This window comes from Bradyrhizobium vignae (assembly GCF_004114425.1).
Taxonomy (GTDB): domain Bacteria; phylum Pseudomonadota; class Alphaproteobacteria; order Rhizobiales; family Xanthobacteraceae; genus Bradyrhizobium; species Bradyrhizobium vignae.
The window spans coordinates 32408-47666 of the sequence record NZ_RDQF01000022.1 but is presented as its reverse complement, the minus strand read 5'-3'; the positions used below and the strand labels follow the sequence as shown (position 1 = coordinate 47666).

The following is a 15259-nucleotide window of genomic DNA, read 5'->3' as shown; positions in this document are numbered from 1 at the left end:
CCCGCAGGAACCCGCTTGCCCCGGGCCCCGCCGCTCTGTATACGCGCGGTCGGTGCCCGTGAGGCATGTCCGGTGCGGGTCACCATACTGATCCTTATGAAGGAATGCACGCGTCGTCATGAGCCGCCTCGTGATGAAATTCGGCGGCACGTCCGTCGCCAACATCGAACGTATCCGCAACGTCGCACGCCATGTGAAGCGTGAGGTCGATGCCGGCCATGAAGTGGCCGTGGTCGTCTCGGCGATGGCTGGCAAGACCAACGAGCTGGTGGCCTGGTGCACAGAGGCCTCGCCGATGCACGATGCGCGCGAATACGACGCCGTGGTCGCCTCGGGCGAACAGGTGACGTCCGGCCTTCTTGCCATCGTGCTCCAGGGCATGGGCATCCAGGCCCGCTCCTGGCAGGGCTGGCAGATCCCGATCAAGACCAGCGACGCCCATGCCTCGGCCCGGATCGAGGACATCGACGGCAGCGAGATCATCAAGCGTTTCAAGGAGCGCAAGGAGGTCGCGGTCATCGCCGGCTTCCAGGGCATCACCCCCGAGACGGGTCGCATCACCACGCTCGGCCGCGGCGGCTCCGACACCTCGGCCGTGGCGATCGCCGCCGCCGTCAAGGCGGACCGTTGCGACATCTACACCGACGTCGACGGGGTCTACACCACCGACCCGCGAATCGTGCCGAAGGCCAAGAGGCTCGACAAGATCGCGTTCGAAGACATGCTGGAACTGGCCTCGCAGGGCGCCAAAGTGCTCCAGGTCCGCTCCGTGGAACTCGGCATGGTCCACAACATGCCGATCTTCGTCCGCTCGAGCTTCGACAAGCCCGAGGATATCGACCCGCATGCCAACCAGCCGCCCGGCACGCTGATCTGCAGCGAGGAGGAGATCATGGAAAGCCACGTCGTCACCGGCATCGCCTTTTCGAAGGACGAGGCCCAGATCTCGGTGCGCCACATCGAGGACAAGCCTGGCGTTGCGGCCTCGATCTTCGGCCCCCTGGCGGAGGCCAACATCAACGTCGACATGATCGTGCAAAATGTTTCCGAGGACGGCAAGACCACCGACCTCACCTTCACGGTGCCGGCGGCCGACTACACCCGCGCCAAGGAGACGATTACCGCGGCCAAGGCCAAGATCGGCTATGCACGGCTCGATACCGCCACCGACGTCGCCAAGATCTCGGTGATCGGCAGCGGCATGCGCAGCCATGCCGGCGTCGCCGCCCAGGCGTTCTCGGCCCTTGCGGGGCGGAACATCAACATCCGGGCCATTACAACCTCCGAGATCAAATTCTCGGTCTTGATCGACACCGCCTATACCGAGCTTGCGGTGCGCACCCTGCACACGCTCTACGGCCTCGACCAGGCCTAAAGCACGACCCGTCGTCGCGCTTCAGATCGTCGTTTTGAGCATGGTCTTTCCGGAAAACCGCTCCGCACTTTTCCGGACCATGCCTGGGCTAATTTTCTCTTAGCGGTCGCAGCAAACGCTGGGGTGTACACACCTTCGCGTTTGGCAGGCGTTTTGCTTGGCAAAACAAGCCTCAATTCGCTATACGGCGGACAGGGTGGGCTGCCGCAGACTGTGTCCCAGTTCAGGCGGCGCTGATTCGGTACAAGTGCCAAATCTCGAGTAGATTTTTGGGCTTGTGCCTGCGCCGGACAAACAATTTGGTTGTTTTTCTGGAATTTTGGGCCAGCCGCCGGCCGATATCGCCGGGTCCGGCAGACGGAGGAGATTGACGGTTCATGCGGAGCGCGTCGGGAGGTCCCCGCGTCTTGTTGAGACGGCTCCGCGAAACCATGGCGGAGCAGGTCTCGGCCCAGGAGCGGCTGGACAAGATCGTGGTGCTGATCGCCGCCAACATGGTGGCCGAGGTGTGTTCGGTCTACGTGCTGCGCGTCGACAACACGCTCGAGCTCTACGCCACTGAAGGCCTCAACCGCGAGGCGGTGCACCACACCGTGCTCAGCGCCCATGAGGGCCTCGTCGGCCTCGTCGCCAGCGAGGCGACGCCGCTCAACCTCAGCGATGCGCAGAGCCACCCGGCCTTCTCGTTCCGCCCCGAAACCGGCGAAGAAATTTATCACTCCTTCCTCGGCGTGCCGATCCTGCGCGCCGGCAACACGCTCGGCGTGCTGGTGGTGCAGAATCGCGCCAAGCGCAACTATGTCGAGGAGGAACTCGAGGCGCTGCAAACCACCGCCATGGTGCTGGCGGAGCTGATCGCCTCGGGCGAGCTGTCGGCGCTCGCCAAGCCCGGCCTGGAGCCGGCCGCACGCCATTCCGCGCAGAAGGTCGGCGCCATCCTCTCGGAAGGCATCGCGCTCGGCCACGTCGTGCTGCACGAGCCGCGCGTCGTCATCAAGGACTACATCGCCGAGGACCTGCCGAAGGAGATCAAGCGGCTCGACAGCGCACTGGCCAAGCTGCGCGCCGATCTCGACCGCATGCTGGAGCGCGGCGACGTCGCCGACGGCGGCGAGCATCGCGACGTGCTGGAAGCCTACCGCATGTTCGCCAACGACCAGGGCTGGTCGCACAAGCTGCACGAGGCGGTCGCCACCGGCCTCACGGCGGAGGCCGCCGTCGAGCGTGTGCAGTCCGACACCCGCGCGCGCATGCTGCGCTCGACCGATCCCTATCTGCGCGACCGCCTGCACGATCTCGAGGATCTCGGCTACCGCCTGATGCGACAGCTCGTCGGCCAGGATCATGCGCCTTCACGCGAGCAACTGCCCGACAACGCCATCGTCATCGCCCGCGCCATGGGCCCGGCGGCGCTGCTCGATTACGACCGCAAGCGCCTGCGCGGCATCGTGCTGGAGGAAGGCACCGCCAATTCCCACGTCTCGATCGTGGCACGTGCGCTCGGCATTCCCGCCGTCGGCGAAGTCCCGAACGCCCCCGGCATCGCCGATCCCGGCGACCCCATCATCGTCGACGGCACCTCCGGCACGATCTATGTGCGCCCGTCGCAGGAGATCGAGGCCGCCTTCGCCGAGCGCGTGCGCTTCCGGGCCCGCCGCCAGGCACAGTATCTGGCGCTGCGCGACCGGCCCTGCGTCACCAAGGACGGCCAGAAGGTCGAGCTGATGATCAACGCAGGGTTGGCCATCGACCTGCCGCATATCGAGGACACCGGCAGCGCCGGCATCGGCCTGTTCCGCACCGAGCTGCAATTCATGGTCGGCCAGAGCCTGCCGCGCACCAGCGACCAGCTCGCGCTCTATCGCACCGTTCTGGATGCCGCCGGCAGCAAGCCGGTCACGTTCCGCACCCTCGATATCGGCGGCGACAAGGCGCTGCCCTATATGGAAGCGGTGATCGAAGAAAATCCCGCGCTCGGCTGGCGCGCGATCCGGCTCGGGCTCGATCGCCCCGGCCTGTTGCGCGGCCAGATCCGCGCGCTGCTGCGCGCCGGCGGCGGCCGCGCGCTGCGCATCATGTTCCCGATGATCTCGGAGGTCGCCGAATTCGACGCAGCCAAGGCGCTGGTCGAGCGCGAGCTCACTTACTTGCGCCAGCACGGCCACACGCTGCCTGAAAGAATCGATATCGGCACCATGGTCGAGGTGCCGGCTCTGCTCTATCAGCTCGACGAGCTCCTGAAGAAGGTCGATTTCATCTCGGTCGGTTCCAACGACCTGTTCCAGTTCCTGTTCGCGGTCGACCGCGGCAATGCCAAGGTGTCCGAACGCTTCGACACCATGTCGGCGCCGATCCTGCGCGCGCTGCGCGACATCGCACGCAAGGCGCACGCGGCGCAGAAGTCGCTGTCGCTCTGCGGCGAGATGGCGTCCAAGCCGATCGGCGCGCTGGCGCTGATCGCGCTGGGCTACCGCTCGCTGTCGCTTTCGGCGACTGCGCTCGGCCCGGTCAAGGCGATGGTGCTCGACCTCGACGCCAAGAAGGCCGAAGCCATACTCAACCCTCTGCTGGATGCGCCGGCGGGCAGCGTCTCGATCCGGCAGAAGCTGACGGAATTTGCGGAGGCCGAGGGCCTTGCGTTGTAGCGGACCTGCCGCTGCTCCCTGCCGCCTCGCCTTCTTCCGCCCTTTGAGACCGAACCGATGTCGTCACTCCCCGAAGCAAAACTGGACGTCCTGCTCGCGCATCACGCCTCGCTCGAGGCCGAATCGCTCGGGCAGCTCACCTCCGAGCGATATGTGCAGATCACGCGCGAGCTCGCCGAGATCACGCCGCTGGTCGAGGCGGTGAAAGCCTATCGTTCCGCGGTCAAGGAGCTCGCCGACGCCGAGGCGCTGATCGCCGATCCCGCCACCGATGCCGAGATGCGGAGCATGGCGGAAGCCGAGCGCGACGAGCTGACGCCCAGAATCGAGGAACTGGTCCAGAAGATCCGCGTCGCGCTCTTGCCCAAGGACGCCATGGACGACCGCAACGTGGTGCTGGAAATCCGCGCCGGCACCGGCGGCGACGAGGCCTCGCTGTTCGCCGGCGACCTGTTCCGGATGTACGAGCGCTTCGCGGCCTTGCAGGGCTGGAAGGTGGAGGTGATCTCGGCGAGCGAAGGCACGGTCGGCGGCTACAAGGAAATCATCGCGGAGGTGCAGGGCCGCGGCGCGTTCTCGAAGCTGAAATTCGAATCCGGCGTGCACCGCGTGCAGCGCGTGCCCGACACCGAGACGCAGGGGCGCATCCACACCTCGGCAGCGACCGTGGCCGTGCTGCCGGAGGTCGAAGACGTCGACGTCGACATCAAGAACGAGGATCTGCGGATCGAGACCATGCGCGCGCAAGGCGCGGGCGGTCAGCACGTCAACAAGACCGAATCGGCGATCCGCATCACCCACATCCCGACCGGCATCGTGGTGATGATGCAGGACAGCCGCTCGCAGCACAAGAACCGCGCCTCGGCCATGAACATCCTGCGCTCACGCATCTACGACGCCGAGCGCCAGCGTGTCGACGCCGCACGCTCGGCCGAGCGCAAGGAGAAGGTGGGCTCCGGCGACCGCTCCGAGCGCATCCGCACCTATAATTTCCCGCAAGGGCGCGTCACCGACCATCGCATCAACCTGACGCTCTACAAGCTGCCGCAGGTGATCGCGGGTGAAGCGCTGGGCGAATTGATCGACGCATTGACGACAGAGCACCAGGCCGCACAGCTCGCTGCGCAGGGCGCGGCGGCCTGAAGCGTGAGCAACCCTTTCGCCGGACAATCCATCGAGCGCGCCCGGCGTACGCTGGCTGCGCAGCTGAAATCGGCACAGCTCGACGAAGCCGAGCTCGACGCCCGCACCCTGATCAGTGCGGCGCTCGGCCTCGACCTCACCGGCCTGGCCACGCAGGCGGCCCGTCCTCTCACCGCAGCCGAAGCATCGCGGCTGGCGCAGCATGCGCAGCGCCGCATCGCTGGCGAGCCTGTGGCGCGCATTCTCGGGACACGCGAATTCTGGGGCCTGCCCTTCCGCCTGTCGGAAGCAACCCTGGTTCCGCGGCCCGACACCGAAACCGTGGTCGAGCTTGCGCTCGAAATCTTTCGCGAGCGGCAGGCGTCCCATCCGCCCCGCATCGCGGACATCGGCACCGGATCGGGCGCGATCCTGCTCGCGCTGCTGCACGAAATTCCGGATGCTTTCGGCGTCGGCACCGACCTCAGCCTGAACGCGCTCAAAACGGCCAGGAACAATGCCGCGGCGCTCGGCCTCGCCGACCGCGCCGCCTTCGTCGCCTGCTCCTATGCGGCGGCGCTCCGCGGCCCGTTCGATCTCATCGTCTCGAACCCGCCCTATATTCCCTCGGGCGAGATTCCGAAATTGAGCATCGAGGTGCGCGAGCATGATCCGCATCTGGCGCTCGACGGCGGCAATGACGGATATGACGCCTACCGCGCCCTGATCCCGCAGGCGGCCGAGCGCCTCGCCCCCGGCGGGGCGCTGATCGTCGAGGCCGGACAGGGCCAGGCCCAAAATATTGAAACCTTGATGAGGGGCGCCGCGTTATCGCTGGACAGGCCACCCAAGGCCGACTTGGCAGGCATTCCACGGGCGGTTTCGGCCCGAAAAATGCCCCCATAAAAGCCGGTTTGGGCTGCAAAAACCTCTTGGAATATCGCCTGGGAACGACTACGTTCCGTTCAACACATCGGTGCCGGCCCCGTAGACCTACGGGCGAAAGCCGGGCTCTCGGGCGAGAGCTTTACTGATTTAAAGGTTCCAAGCCGCAGGTCCTGTTGAGCGCGATGGCCAGTGGAGCTGCGCTGCTCTCCGACCGCAACGTGAACGAAAGCCAGATATTGCGCTTGAAGACTGACGCAAGAAAGCTGGGCTTGTTTCGGCAAGCGAAATGAATGGGTTCGCTGGCAATGAATGCTGGCGAGTGGGGAACGCGTCTTTGTTGAACGCGACGGTCGACGAACATCGGCAGGGTTCGATCCGCTTTTGCGCGCGGTGCGCGCGAGAGGTGTGAGCCGCTGGCACCAGGTCACTCCTAGCAATCAGTATGCGTGCAATCTTTAGGGCTGGAATTAAAGGCAGGACATGAGAAACGGTCAAAACAAGCAGCGGATGCGCAACCGCAACAACAATAACAACAACCGACGCGGCCAGAACCCGATGACCCGGGTCTACGAATCCAACGGACCCGACATCAAGATTCGCGGCACCGCTTCGCACATCGCCGAAAAGTATCTCCAGCTTGCGCGTGACGCGCGCTCTTCCGGCGACCCCGTTGCAGCCGAGAACTACTACCAGCACGCCGAGCATTATTTCCGCCTGATCGCGGCGGCCCAGGAGCAGTTCCGCCAGAACCAGCAACCGCGCGGCGATGAGCCCATCAGCAGCAGCGACGACGGCGAGGACGACGGCGAGAATTTCTCGGCCTTCGGCCAGGAGCCGGGTTTCGTCCCGCAGCCCCAGCAGCAGCCCTTCATGCGCGACCGCGATGGGCAGCGCGATCACCACCAGCGTGATCACCAGCCGCGAGACAACCAGCAGCCCTACCAGCGTGACAACCAGCAGCCGCGCGAGCACCGCGAACGCGACCATCGTCCGCAGCCGCAATATCAGCCGCAGCCGCAGCCCGCGAACCAGCCGCAGCCCGTCATAGCCGATGCCGGCGGTGTCGACCGCCTGCCGTCCTTCATCACCGGCGCGCAGCCGCAGGTGAACGGCGGCCAGGGCGGCTTCGAGGGCGGCGGTGGCGGCGAGCGCTATCCGCGCCGGCGGCGCCGGCCGCATGGGCCGCGTCCCGAGCGCGAAGCGGCTCCCGCCGCGTCCAGCGACGAGGTCGCCCCGGGCGAGTAAGCTCCTTCTGATTTTCTGATCTGGATCGTCCCGGCCTCGCCGGGACGATTTGTTTGTGACGATGTGCGTTGGTTGAATTTATGGGAACGCACGGGCACGGATCACCCGTCCCGTCAGGCCCGTAAGGAGAGGTGAAGCTAACTCCGCGTCACCGTCGTCGAGGACGGCACCAGCACCGGCTTCGCGAGCGAGGGAATGAGCCGTACGCGCTCGCGCTTGGCGGGGATCGCGCGGTAGACCTGCTTGGTCGCCTCCACGATATGGACGCCGGCAAAGGGCAGCGACAACGCCGCACCGGCACGCTCCCACATCTGCGCCGATTTCAACACCCAGCCGCCAGCATAAGGCGGCATGAACAGTGCCTCGCCCCAGGCGGTCGGCGTGAACCAGGTCTGGCGCAAGAGCTCGGTGATCTGCGAGCGCGAATAGGGCCGGCCGTGGCCGAACGGCGTGCTGTCGGTGCGGGTCCAAACCCCCCGCCGGTTCGGGATCACGGCGATGACGCGCCCCGAGGGCGCCAGCACCCGCCACACCTCGCGCAGCAGCGCAGCCGGATCGTCCGACATCTCCAGCGCGTGGACCAGCAGGATGCGGTCGACGGCAGCGTCAGGAAGCGGCAGCGAGAACTCATCCACCAACGAGGCCAGCGCCGGCCGGCCCGTCGGCCATTTCAGGACGCCCTGGGCCGCCGGCATGAAGGCGATGCACCGCTCGGCGTCCTCGCGGAACAACCCCAGATAGGGCGTCGGATAGCCGATGCCGAGCACGCGCTGGCCCGCGGCGTTGGGCCAGCGTTCCCTGATGCCGCGATTGATCATTTGCCGCGCCACGATCCCGAGGCGGCGGGAGTAGAACTCGCGGAGGTCGACGACGTCGATGGTCATGACGGCAATGTAACATGCGCGAGGGCGCCGCTGCGCGCGGAATATTGCATTGCCTGCGCAACGTTAACGCCATATTTGTCTGCCGGGGCTGGGCGCGATGGAGATGACATGGCCGCCGAAATTCGTACTTTCACCTGTTTAAACGACAATTTCGGTTATCTGATCCACGATGTGGAAACCAAAGCGACGGCATCGATCGACGCGCCGGAGGCCGGTCCCATCCTCGAGGCCCTGGAGCGCGAGGGCTGGCAGCTGACCGACATCCTGATCACCCATCATCATGGCGATCATGTCGGGGGGGTTGCCGAACTCAAGCAGAAATACAATTGCCGCGTCGTCGCACCGCACGACAAGACGACGAAGATTGCGAATGTCGACCTGCGCGTCGCCAACGCCGACGTGATCAAGATCGGCAATTTGCTGGCGCGTGTCGTGGAGACGCCCGGCCACACGCTCGATCATATCTCATACGTGTTCGACAATGAGAAGGCGGTGTTCGCCGCCGATACGCTGTTCTCGATCGGATGCGGCCGCGTCTTCGAGGGCACCTATCCGATGATGTGGGATTCGCTCCTGAAGCTGCGCGCCCTGCCCGACGACTTCAAGCTCTATTGCGGCCACGAATACACGGCGTCCAACGTCAAGTTCGCTCTCACCATCGAGCCGGACAATGCGGCGCTGCAGGCGCGCGCCGCGGAGGTGACGAAGCTCCGGGCCGAGAACAAGCCGACCATTCCCTCGCTGCTGGGTGACGAGAAGCGCGCAAACGTGTTCCTGCGCGCCGACGAGCCGGCGGTCGCGGCCAAGCTGCACATGAAGGGCGCGGATCCCGCCGCAGTGTTCGGCGAACTCCGCGAGCGCAAGAACAAGTCCTGAAGAACAAATCCTGGCGGGCATCGATGCCGACCGCAGCCGAGATCATCGCGCGCCTCGAACTCCGGCCGCATCCCGAAGGCGGGCATTACCGCGAAACGTTTCGCGATCAAGCCACGGACGCCAACGGGCGTTCGCGCTCGACCCTGATCTACTTCCTGCTCGCGCGCGGCGAGCGTTCGCACTGGCATCGCGTCGATGCGGTCGAGACCTGGCACTATTACGCCGGCAGTCCCTTGATGCTGCGCATCGCCCATGACGGCTGCTCGCAGCACGAGGTACGGCTCGGCACCGACCTCGTCAGCGGCGAGCGGCCGCAGGCCATCGTGCCGGCGAATGCCTGGCAGATGGCGGAAACCACGGGCGAGTGGACGCTGGTCGGCTGCACCGTGGCGCCCGCGTTCGAGTTCGCAGGCTTCGAGCTCGCGCCGGCGGGCTGGGAACCGTAGTGATTTTCACCTCTTCCGCAGCACCATGTCCTTCGCCGCGATCAGGCCGCCGCCGGCAATCAGGATCGCAGCAATCGCGATGTTGGTGCTGGCCTTGGCAAAACCGGCAGCGATGAGGAATCCCGTCGAGAGCAGCGGCGTCGCGTAGGAGGCGGCGCCGAGCACGCGGATGTCGCCGCGCTTCATGCCGATGTCCCAGGCGTAGAACGCGGCACCGACGGGGCCGATGCCGAGTGCGATGACCGAGAGCCATTGCACCGTGGTCTCCGGCCAGACCGTGGTTTCAAGCAGGCCATGCATCAGCGCGGCCAGTATGGCCGTGGCAAGACAGAAGCCCGCGACGGCATCGGTCGGCACCGCCTTCAATCGACGGGATAGCACCGAATAGCTTGCCCAGACGAAAGCGGCGATGAAGGCCGCGATCAATCCCGGCACCGCGCCCGGCGCGAAGCCGGAGGTGTTGCCGGCGAACAGCAGCACGGTGCCGACGAGGCCGAGCACGGCGCCGATGATGTGATGCGCGGCCAGCCGCTCACCGGGCAGGAATGACGAGAACAGCACGATCAATAGCGGCCACAGATAATTCAGAAGGCCGGCTTCGGCCGGCGGGGCGAAGCGCAGCGCGAGAAAATACAGCGCGTGATAGCCGAACAGGCCACCGACGCCGACGACCCAGACCACGAGCGGCTGCTTAAGGCTTTTCGCCGCCTCGCTCCGCCCGATCCAGGTGAGCAGGCCGACGACACCGCCGATCGCGAAGGTCATCGCAGCGAGCTGAAACGCCGGGATCTTTCCGGTCGCCACCGTCATCACTGAGAGCAGCGACCACATCAGGATCGCGGTCAATCCGATCAGCGTGGCAGTGCGGGGAGTCATTCGAGGGAGCCCTTGTCATTCCGGGATGGCGCATAGCGCCAGACCCGGAATCTCGAGATTCTCAGGTGCGCAATTGCGCACCATAGTTCGCCGCTGTCGCGGCGCCCCCGAATGACAGGGCATGATGCCCGGGACAAGCCCGGGCATGACGATGTTGCGAATATCAGCCCACGTGATGCGATGGCATCACACCATGTACTGACCGCCGTTGACCGTCAGCGTCGAGCCGGTGATGAAGCCGGACTCGTCGGCCGCGAGGAACACGACCGCGCGCGCAATCTCCTCGGGCTCGCCGAGCCGGCTGGCCGGGATCTGCGGGATCACGCTCTTCTCCAGCACGTCCTTCGGCACCGCCTGCACCATTTCGGTGTTGATGTAGCCGGGGCAGATCGCATTGACGGTGATGCCGCCCTTGGCGTTCTCGAGCGCGAGCGCCTTGGTGAAGCCGATGTCACCGGCTTTCGCGGCGGAATAGTTGACCTGGCCGAACTGCCCCTTCTGGCCGTTGATCGACGAGATCGAGATGATGCGGCCGAACTTGCGCGCGCGCATGCCCTCGATGACCTGGCGCGTCATGTTGAACAGCGAGCCGAGATTGGTGTTGATGACCGCGTTCCACTGCTCGAGCGTCATCTTGTGGAAGGCGGTGTCGCGGGTGATGCCGGCATTGTTGACGAGCACCTCGATCGGCCCGAGATCGGCCTCGACCTTCTTCACGCCCTCGGCGCAGGCGTCGAAACTGCTGACGTCCCATTTGTAGACGGCGATGCCGGTCTCGGCCTTGAATTTCTCCGCCGCCGCATCGTTCCCGGCATAGCTTGCCGCGACCTTGTAGCCGGCCGCCTTCAGCGCCTTGCTGATCGCCGCTCCGATGCCTCGCGTACCACCCGTCACCAGTGCAACACGTGCCATGTCGTATTCCTTCCCTTGGACTCTTCAGACGTTTCTGACGTGATCGTTTTTAACAGCGGATTATGCGGGACGTTTGACGGACATCAAGAACAAAACGCCCGGCGCGAGCCGGGCGTTTCTCTTTAGTCGAGGCTTGCGTGGTTGCGAAGAATATTTGATTTGCAACCGCTGCCTTTTTAGTCGCGTGCAACGCACGCGCTGACGTGTGCGGCGCACGCGTCAGCTGCGTGTCGGGTCGTCGTCAGTCGCGCGCCACACACATGGCGATGCCCATGCCGCCGCCGATGCACAGCGTGGCCAGGCCCTTCTTCGAATCGCGCTTCTGCATTTCGTGCAGCAGCGTCACCAGCACGCGCGCGCCGGACGCGCCGACCGGATGGCCGATCGCGATCGCGCCGCCGTTGACGTTGACCTTCGAGGTATCCCAGCCGAGGTCCTTGTTGACGGCGCAGGCCTGTGCCGCAAAGGCCTCGTTGGCCTCGACCAGGTCGAGATCGCCGACATTCCAGCCGGCCTTCTTCAGCGCGGCGCGCGAGGCCGGGATCGGGCCCGAGCCCATGATCTTCGGATCGACGCCGGCCTGCGCCCACGACACGATGCGCGCGAGCGGCTTCTTGCCTTCCTTGGCCGCCTGCTTGGCCGTCATCAGCACCACGGCGGCAGCGCCGTCATTGATGCCGGAGGCCGAGCCCGCGGTGACCGTGCCGTCCTTCTCGAAAGCCGGCTTGAGCTTCGCCATCGCCTCCAGCGTGGCGCCGTGGCGCGGATATTCGTCGGCGCTGACGACGACGTCGCCCTTGCGGGTCTTGATGGTGACGGGAACGATCTCGTCGTTGAACTTGCCGGCCTTCTGCGCGGCCTCAGCCTTCTGCTGCGAGGCGACCGCGAACTCGTCCTGCTGGGCGCGGGTGATCTGCCATTGGCGCGCGACGTTCTCGGCGGTGTTGCCCATGTGATAGCCGTTGAAGGCATCCCACAGGCCGTCCTTGATCATGGTGTCGACCAATTCGAGACCGCCCATCTTGACGCCGCCGCGCAGGTGCTGGGCGTGCGGGGCCATGCTCATGGACTCCTGACCGCCGGCGACCACGATCTCGGAATCGCCGTTGAGCAGCGCCTGGTAGCCGAGCGCGACCGTGCGCAGGCCCGAGCCGCAAAGCTGGTTGACGCCCCAGGCCGGGCTCTCCACCGGAATTCCGGCGGCGATCGAAGCCTGGCGGGCGGGGTTCTGGCCCTGGGCGGCGGTCAGGATCTGACCCATGATGACTTCGGAGACCCGGCCGGGCTCGATGCCCGCGCGCTCCAGCGCGGCCTTGATGGCGACGGCGCCGAGATCGTGGGCGGGAAGGGTCGCGAAGGCTCCGTTGAAGCTTCCGACCGGGGTGCGGGCGGCGCTGACGATGACGACATCGTCTGACATGGGCATCTCCTGGGGCTTGAGGTTCTTGTAAAGGGGGCAGGCGGGCTGGAAAAGCAATCGCCAGTCTGTCAGCCATCCTGTTAACGTCGTTGAGGCATGTCAATCGGCCGGGCACCGAATTCATACCGCAGCGCATTCAAAACAGCGTTCTTGGCGCTTTCGCAAGCAAGATTTTGCCCTGCAATTAACCGTGCCGCACAAAACGGTAGCGTGAGCCCTTTGAAAATGCTTATTTTGTTGCGTTGCGTACTCTTCCCGCCCTGCGGCATTGCCCGACAGGTTCCCGTTCTCCGCGCTTGCAAGTGAGAGCCCATGGCGAAATCAGACCAACCCACCACAATCAAGAAATACGCGAACCGCCGGCTCTATAACACCGGAACGAGTACCTATGTAACGCTGGAAGACCTCGCCGCCATGGTCAAGGACGGAGAGGATTTCCTGGTCTATGACGCCAAGACCGGCGACGACATCACCCGCTCTGTGCTCGCCCAGATCATTTTCGAGCAGGAGAACAAGGCCGGCCAGAACCTGCTGCCGACCACCTTCCTCCGCCAGCTGATCCGCTTCTATGGCGACAGCATGCAGATGGTGGTGCCGAAATATCTGGAGCAGTCGATCGCGACTCTGACCCAGGAGCAAGAGAAGTTCCGCAAGCAGATTGCCAACACGCTGTCCGGCACTCCTTTTGCTCCGCTGGAGGAGCAAGTCCGCCGCAACATGGAGCTGTTCCAGCAGACCTTCTCGATGTTCAAGCCGTTCGCAGCGCCCCGTCCGGCCGCCACTCCCGAGCCGGAGCCCGATGCGAATGCCGAGGCACCGAAGGACAGCAATATCGACGAGCTGCGCCAGCAGATGAAGGAAATGCAGGATCGTCTCGAGCGGATGTCGAAGAAGGACGAGTAGTCTTTTATTCGCGCCGCCCGCGCACGGAAGCGCGAGCTATGTCTGAGCGAAGCACCCATTGGGACCACGTCTACGCCACCAAGGGCGAGGCCGAGGTCAGCTGGTTTCAGGACAGCCCGGCGATCTCGCTCGAGATGATCCGCGCTGCCGGCCCCAACCATGACGCAGCCATCATCGATGTCGGCGGCGGAGCATCACGGTTGGTCGATGCGCTGTTGCAGGACGGATATCGCGACGTCACCGTGCTGGACCTTTCTGCCAAAGCGCTTGACGCGGCGAAGAAGCGATTGGGCGGAGCCGCTTCGATGGTCGACTGGATCGTCGCCGATGCCACGACGTGGCAAACGGCGAAGACCTACGACGTCTGGCACGATCGCGCCGCGTTTCACTTCCTGACCGATCTCCGCGACAGGGCCGCTTACGTCGAGCGCCTGCGGTCGGCAATTGCGCCTGGCGGTCACGTCATCATTGCGACGTTTGCACCTGATGGTCCTGAGAAATGCAGCGGCCTGCCGGTGCAGCGCCACGACAGTGCCAGCCTTGCAGCGGAGCTTGGGCCGGAGTTCGAGCTGGTCGAGACGCGGCGCGAGACGCATCACACGCCGTGGGATTCGACGCAGGCGTTTCAGTTCAGCCGGTTTCGCAGGCGCGGCTCGTGAGGGCGCCGCACGATCCGCAAACTCGTCATTGCGAGCGCAGCGAAGCAAATCCAGACTGCCGCCGCGGTAAAATCCAGGATTGCTTCGCTGCGCTCGCAAATGACGGAGGGACAGGCTCCTACGCCGCCAGCTTCACCGCATGCGCAAAGTCCCAATAGAGCATTCGCGCTTTCGTGTAAAACGGGCCCGGCTTCAGCTCGCGCTCGTCGATGCGAATCACGGGCGCGACCTTGGCGAAATTGCCGGTTGAAAAGATCTCGTCGGCGGCCAGGAAATCGGCATAGCGCAGCGTCTTCTCGACCACGGTGACGCCGTCGCCGCGAAGCAGGCTGATGACGCGCTGGCGCGTGATGCCGTTGAGGAAGGTGCCGTTCGGCACCGGCGTGAAGACCACGCCGTCCTTGGCCATGAACACGTTGGAATTGCCGAACTCGGCGACGTTGCCGAGCATGTCGAGCATCAGCGCGTTCTGGAAGCCGCGCGAAGCAGCTTCCGCGAGCGCACGCGAATTGTTCGGATAGAGGCAAGCCGCCTTGGCCTCGACCGGCGCGCATTCGGCGGTGGGCCTGCGGAACGGCGACAACGTGATGGCGTTGCCGACAGGCTTTGGCATCGGCGCCTCGTAGATGCACAGGCACCAATTGGTGGTCTCGGGGTCGAACAGCACGCCGCCGCCGCTCCCGTTCTGCGCCCAGTACATCGGACGGATATAGAGCTCGGCATTCGCGGCAAAGCGCGCGATGCCTTCGTTGGCGAGCGCGAGCCAGGTATCGGTATCGACCACCGGCTTCAGGCCGAAATTGATCGCGGATTGATTGGCGCGAGCGACGTGACGGTCGAGATCGGGTGCAACGCCCTCGAACGCGCGCGCGCCGTCGAACACGATCGAGCCGAGCCAGGCCGCATGCGTGCGCGGGCCCATGATCGGCACATTGCCGTCGTGCCATTTGCCCTCGAAGAAGGTCCAGCTCGGCGAATAGTCGATGGGTTTTTTGATCTCGGCCATGA

The 15259-nt window shown here is 65.0% G+C and carries 14 protein-coding genes; 9 read left to right on the top strand and 5 right to left on the bottom strand.

Annotated elements, in window-relative coordinates:
• The first annotated feature begins 118 nt into the window (after positions 1–118).
• From EAV90_RS20080 to EAV90_RS20060, 5 genes are all read left to right on the top strand, one after another.
• Complete coding sequence (locus tag EAV90_RS20080; RefSeq protein WP_122400533.1) at positions 119–1375, top strand: aspartate kinase; 1257 nt, start codon at positions 119–121, stop codon at positions 1373–1375.
• Between the two features lie 377 nt (positions 1376–1752).
• Positions 1753–4020: a phosphoenolpyruvate--protein phosphotransferase gene (gene ptsP / locus EAV90_RS20075; RefSeq protein WP_122400532.1), complete on the top strand. Its 2268-nt coding sequence runs from the start codon at positions 1753–1755 to the stop codon at positions 4018–4020.
• Positions 4021–4077: 57 nt separating this feature from the next.
• Complete coding sequence (gene prfA / locus EAV90_RS20070; RefSeq protein ID WP_122400531.1) at positions 4078–5163, top strand: peptide chain release factor 1; 1086 nt, start codon at positions 4078–4080, stop codon at positions 5161–5163.
• A gap of 3 nt (positions 5164–5166) precedes the next feature.
• Positions 5167–6048, top strand: coding sequence for a peptide chain release factor N(5)-glutamine methyltransferase (gene prmC, locus EAV90_RS20065; RefSeq protein ID WP_122400530.1), 882 nt, complete (start codon positions 5167–5169; stop codon positions 6046–6048).
• A 462-nt stretch (positions 6049–6510) separates the two neighbouring features.
• Positions 6511–7275, top strand: coding sequence for a DUF4167 domain-containing protein (locus EAV90_RS20060; RefSeq protein WP_122400529.1), 765 nt, complete (start codon positions 6511–6513; stop codon positions 7273–7275).
• Positions 7276–7412: 137 nt separating this feature from the next.
• Here the strand turns inward: EAV90_RS20060 and EAV90_RS20055 are convergent, their stop codons facing one another.
• Positions 7413–8159, bottom strand: a complete 747-nt coding sequence (locus EAV90_RS20055; RefSeq protein ID WP_122400528.1) for a class I SAM-dependent methyltransferase — start codon at positions 8157–8159, stop codon at positions 7413–7415.
• Positions 8160–8267: 108 nt separating this feature from the next.
• On the opposite strand from EAV90_RS20055, the gene gloB reads away from it, so the two are divergent.
• Complete coding sequence (gene gloB, locus EAV90_RS20050) at positions 8268–9035, top strand: hydroxyacylglutathione hydrolase (protein WP_129144449.1); 768 nt, start codon at positions 8268–8270, stop codon at positions 9033–9035.
• A gap of 23 nt (positions 9036–9058) precedes the next feature.
• A complete protein-coding gene (locus EAV90_RS20045; RefSeq protein WP_027577422.1) occupies positions 9059–9481 on the top strand; it encodes a cupin domain-containing protein in 423 nt (140 codons plus the stop codon).
• Between the two features lie 6 nt (positions 9482–9487).
• Here the strand turns inward: EAV90_RS20045 and yddG are convergent, their stop codons facing one another.
• From yddG to EAV90_RS20030, 3 genes are all read right to left on the bottom strand, one after another.
• Positions 9488–10357 carry an aromatic amino acid exporter YddG gene (yddG, locus tag EAV90_RS20040; protein ID WP_129144448.1) on the bottom strand — a complete coding sequence of 290 codons (870 nt, stop codon included), beginning with the start codon at positions 10355–10357 and terminating at the stop codon, positions 9488–9490.
• A gap of 186 nt (positions 10358–10543) precedes the next feature.
• Positions 10544–11269 carry an acetoacetyl-CoA reductase gene (gene phbB / locus EAV90_RS20035; RefSeq protein ID WP_122400526.1) on the bottom strand — a complete coding sequence of 242 codons (726 nt, stop codon included), beginning with the start codon at positions 11267–11269 and terminating at the stop codon, positions 10544–10546.
• A gap of 241 nt (positions 11270–11510) precedes the next feature.
• On the bottom strand, positions 11511–12689 hold the full coding sequence (locus EAV90_RS20030; RefSeq protein WP_122400525.1) for an acetyl-CoA C-acetyltransferase: 1179 nt from the start codon (positions 12687–12689) through the stop codon (positions 11511–11513).
• 312 nt (positions 12690–13001) lie between these two features.
• On the opposite strand from EAV90_RS20030, the gene phaR reads away from it, so the two are divergent.
• Together phaR and EAV90_RS20020 are read left to right on the top strand one after the other, a co-directional pair.
• Positions 13002–13592: a polyhydroxyalkanoate synthesis repressor PhaR gene (gene phaR / locus EAV90_RS20025; RefSeq protein ID WP_122400524.1), complete on the top strand. Its 591-nt coding sequence runs from the start codon at positions 13002–13004 to the stop codon at positions 13590–13592.
• Positions 13593–13630: 38 nt separating this feature from the next.
• Positions 13631–14251, top strand: a complete 621-nt coding sequence (locus EAV90_RS20020; protein WP_129144447.1) for a class I SAM-dependent methyltransferase — start codon at positions 13631–13633, stop codon at positions 14249–14251.
• 118 nt (positions 14252–14369) lie between these two features.
• On the opposite strand, the gene EAV90_RS20015 is transcribed toward EAV90_RS20020, so the two are convergent.
• A complete protein-coding gene (locus EAV90_RS20015) occupies positions 14370–15257 on the bottom strand; it encodes a branched-chain amino acid aminotransferase (protein ID WP_129144446.1) in 888 nt (295 codons plus the stop codon).
• Between the last annotated feature and the right edge of the window lie 2 nt (positions 15258–15259).

Bases quoted from the DNA above. Each gene is read 5' to 3' on its own strand.
- EAV90_RS20030 (WP_122400525.1), bottom strand. From the start codon at position 12,689: ATGTCAGACGATGTCGTCATCGTCAGCGCCGCCCGCACCCCGGTCGGA.
- prfA (WP_122400531.1), top strand. From the start codon at position 4,078: ATGTCGTCACTCCCCGAAGCAAAACTGGACGTCCTGCTCGCGCATCAC.
- EAV90_RS20020 (WP_129144447.1), top strand. From the start codon at position 13,631: ATGTCTGAGCGAAGCACCCATTGGGACCACGTCTACGCCACCAAGGGC.
- yddG (WP_129144448.1), bottom strand. From the start codon at position 10,357: ATGACTCCCCGCACTGCCACGCTGATCGGATTGACCGCGATCCTGATG.
- ptsP (WP_122400532.1), top strand. From the start codon at position 1,753: ATGCGGAGCGCGTCGGGAGGTCCCCGCGTCTTGTTGAGACGGCTCCGC.
- EAV90_RS20055 (WP_122400528.1), bottom strand. From the start codon at position 8,159: ATGACCATCGACGTCGTCGACCTCCGCGAGTTCTACTCCCGCCGCCTC.
- phbB (WP_122400526.1), bottom strand. From the start codon at position 11,269: ATGGCACGTGTTGCACTGGTGACGGGTGGTACGCGAGGCATCGGAGCG.
- EAV90_RS20080 (WP_122400533.1), top strand. From the start codon at position 119: ATGAGCCGCCTCGTGATGAAATTCGGCGGCACGTCCGTCGCCAACATC.
- EAV90_RS20015 (WP_129144446.1), bottom strand. From the start codon at position 15,257: ATGGCCGAGATCAAAAAACCCATCGACTATTCGCCGAGCTGGACCTTC.
- gloB (WP_129144449.1), top strand. From the start codon at position 8,268: ATGGCCGCCGAAATTCGTACTTTCACCTGTTTAAACGACAATTTCGGT.
- EAV90_RS20060 (WP_122400529.1), top strand. From the start codon at position 6,511: ATGAGAAACGGTCAAAACAAGCAGCGGATGCGCAACCGCAACAACAAT.
- EAV90_RS20045 (WP_027577422.1), top strand. From the start codon at position 9,059: ATGCCGACCGCAGCCGAGATCATCGCGCGCCTCGAACTCCGGCCGCAT.
- phaR (WP_122400524.1), top strand. From the start codon at position 13,002: ATGGCGAAATCAGACCAACCCACCACAATCAAGAAATACGCGAACCGC.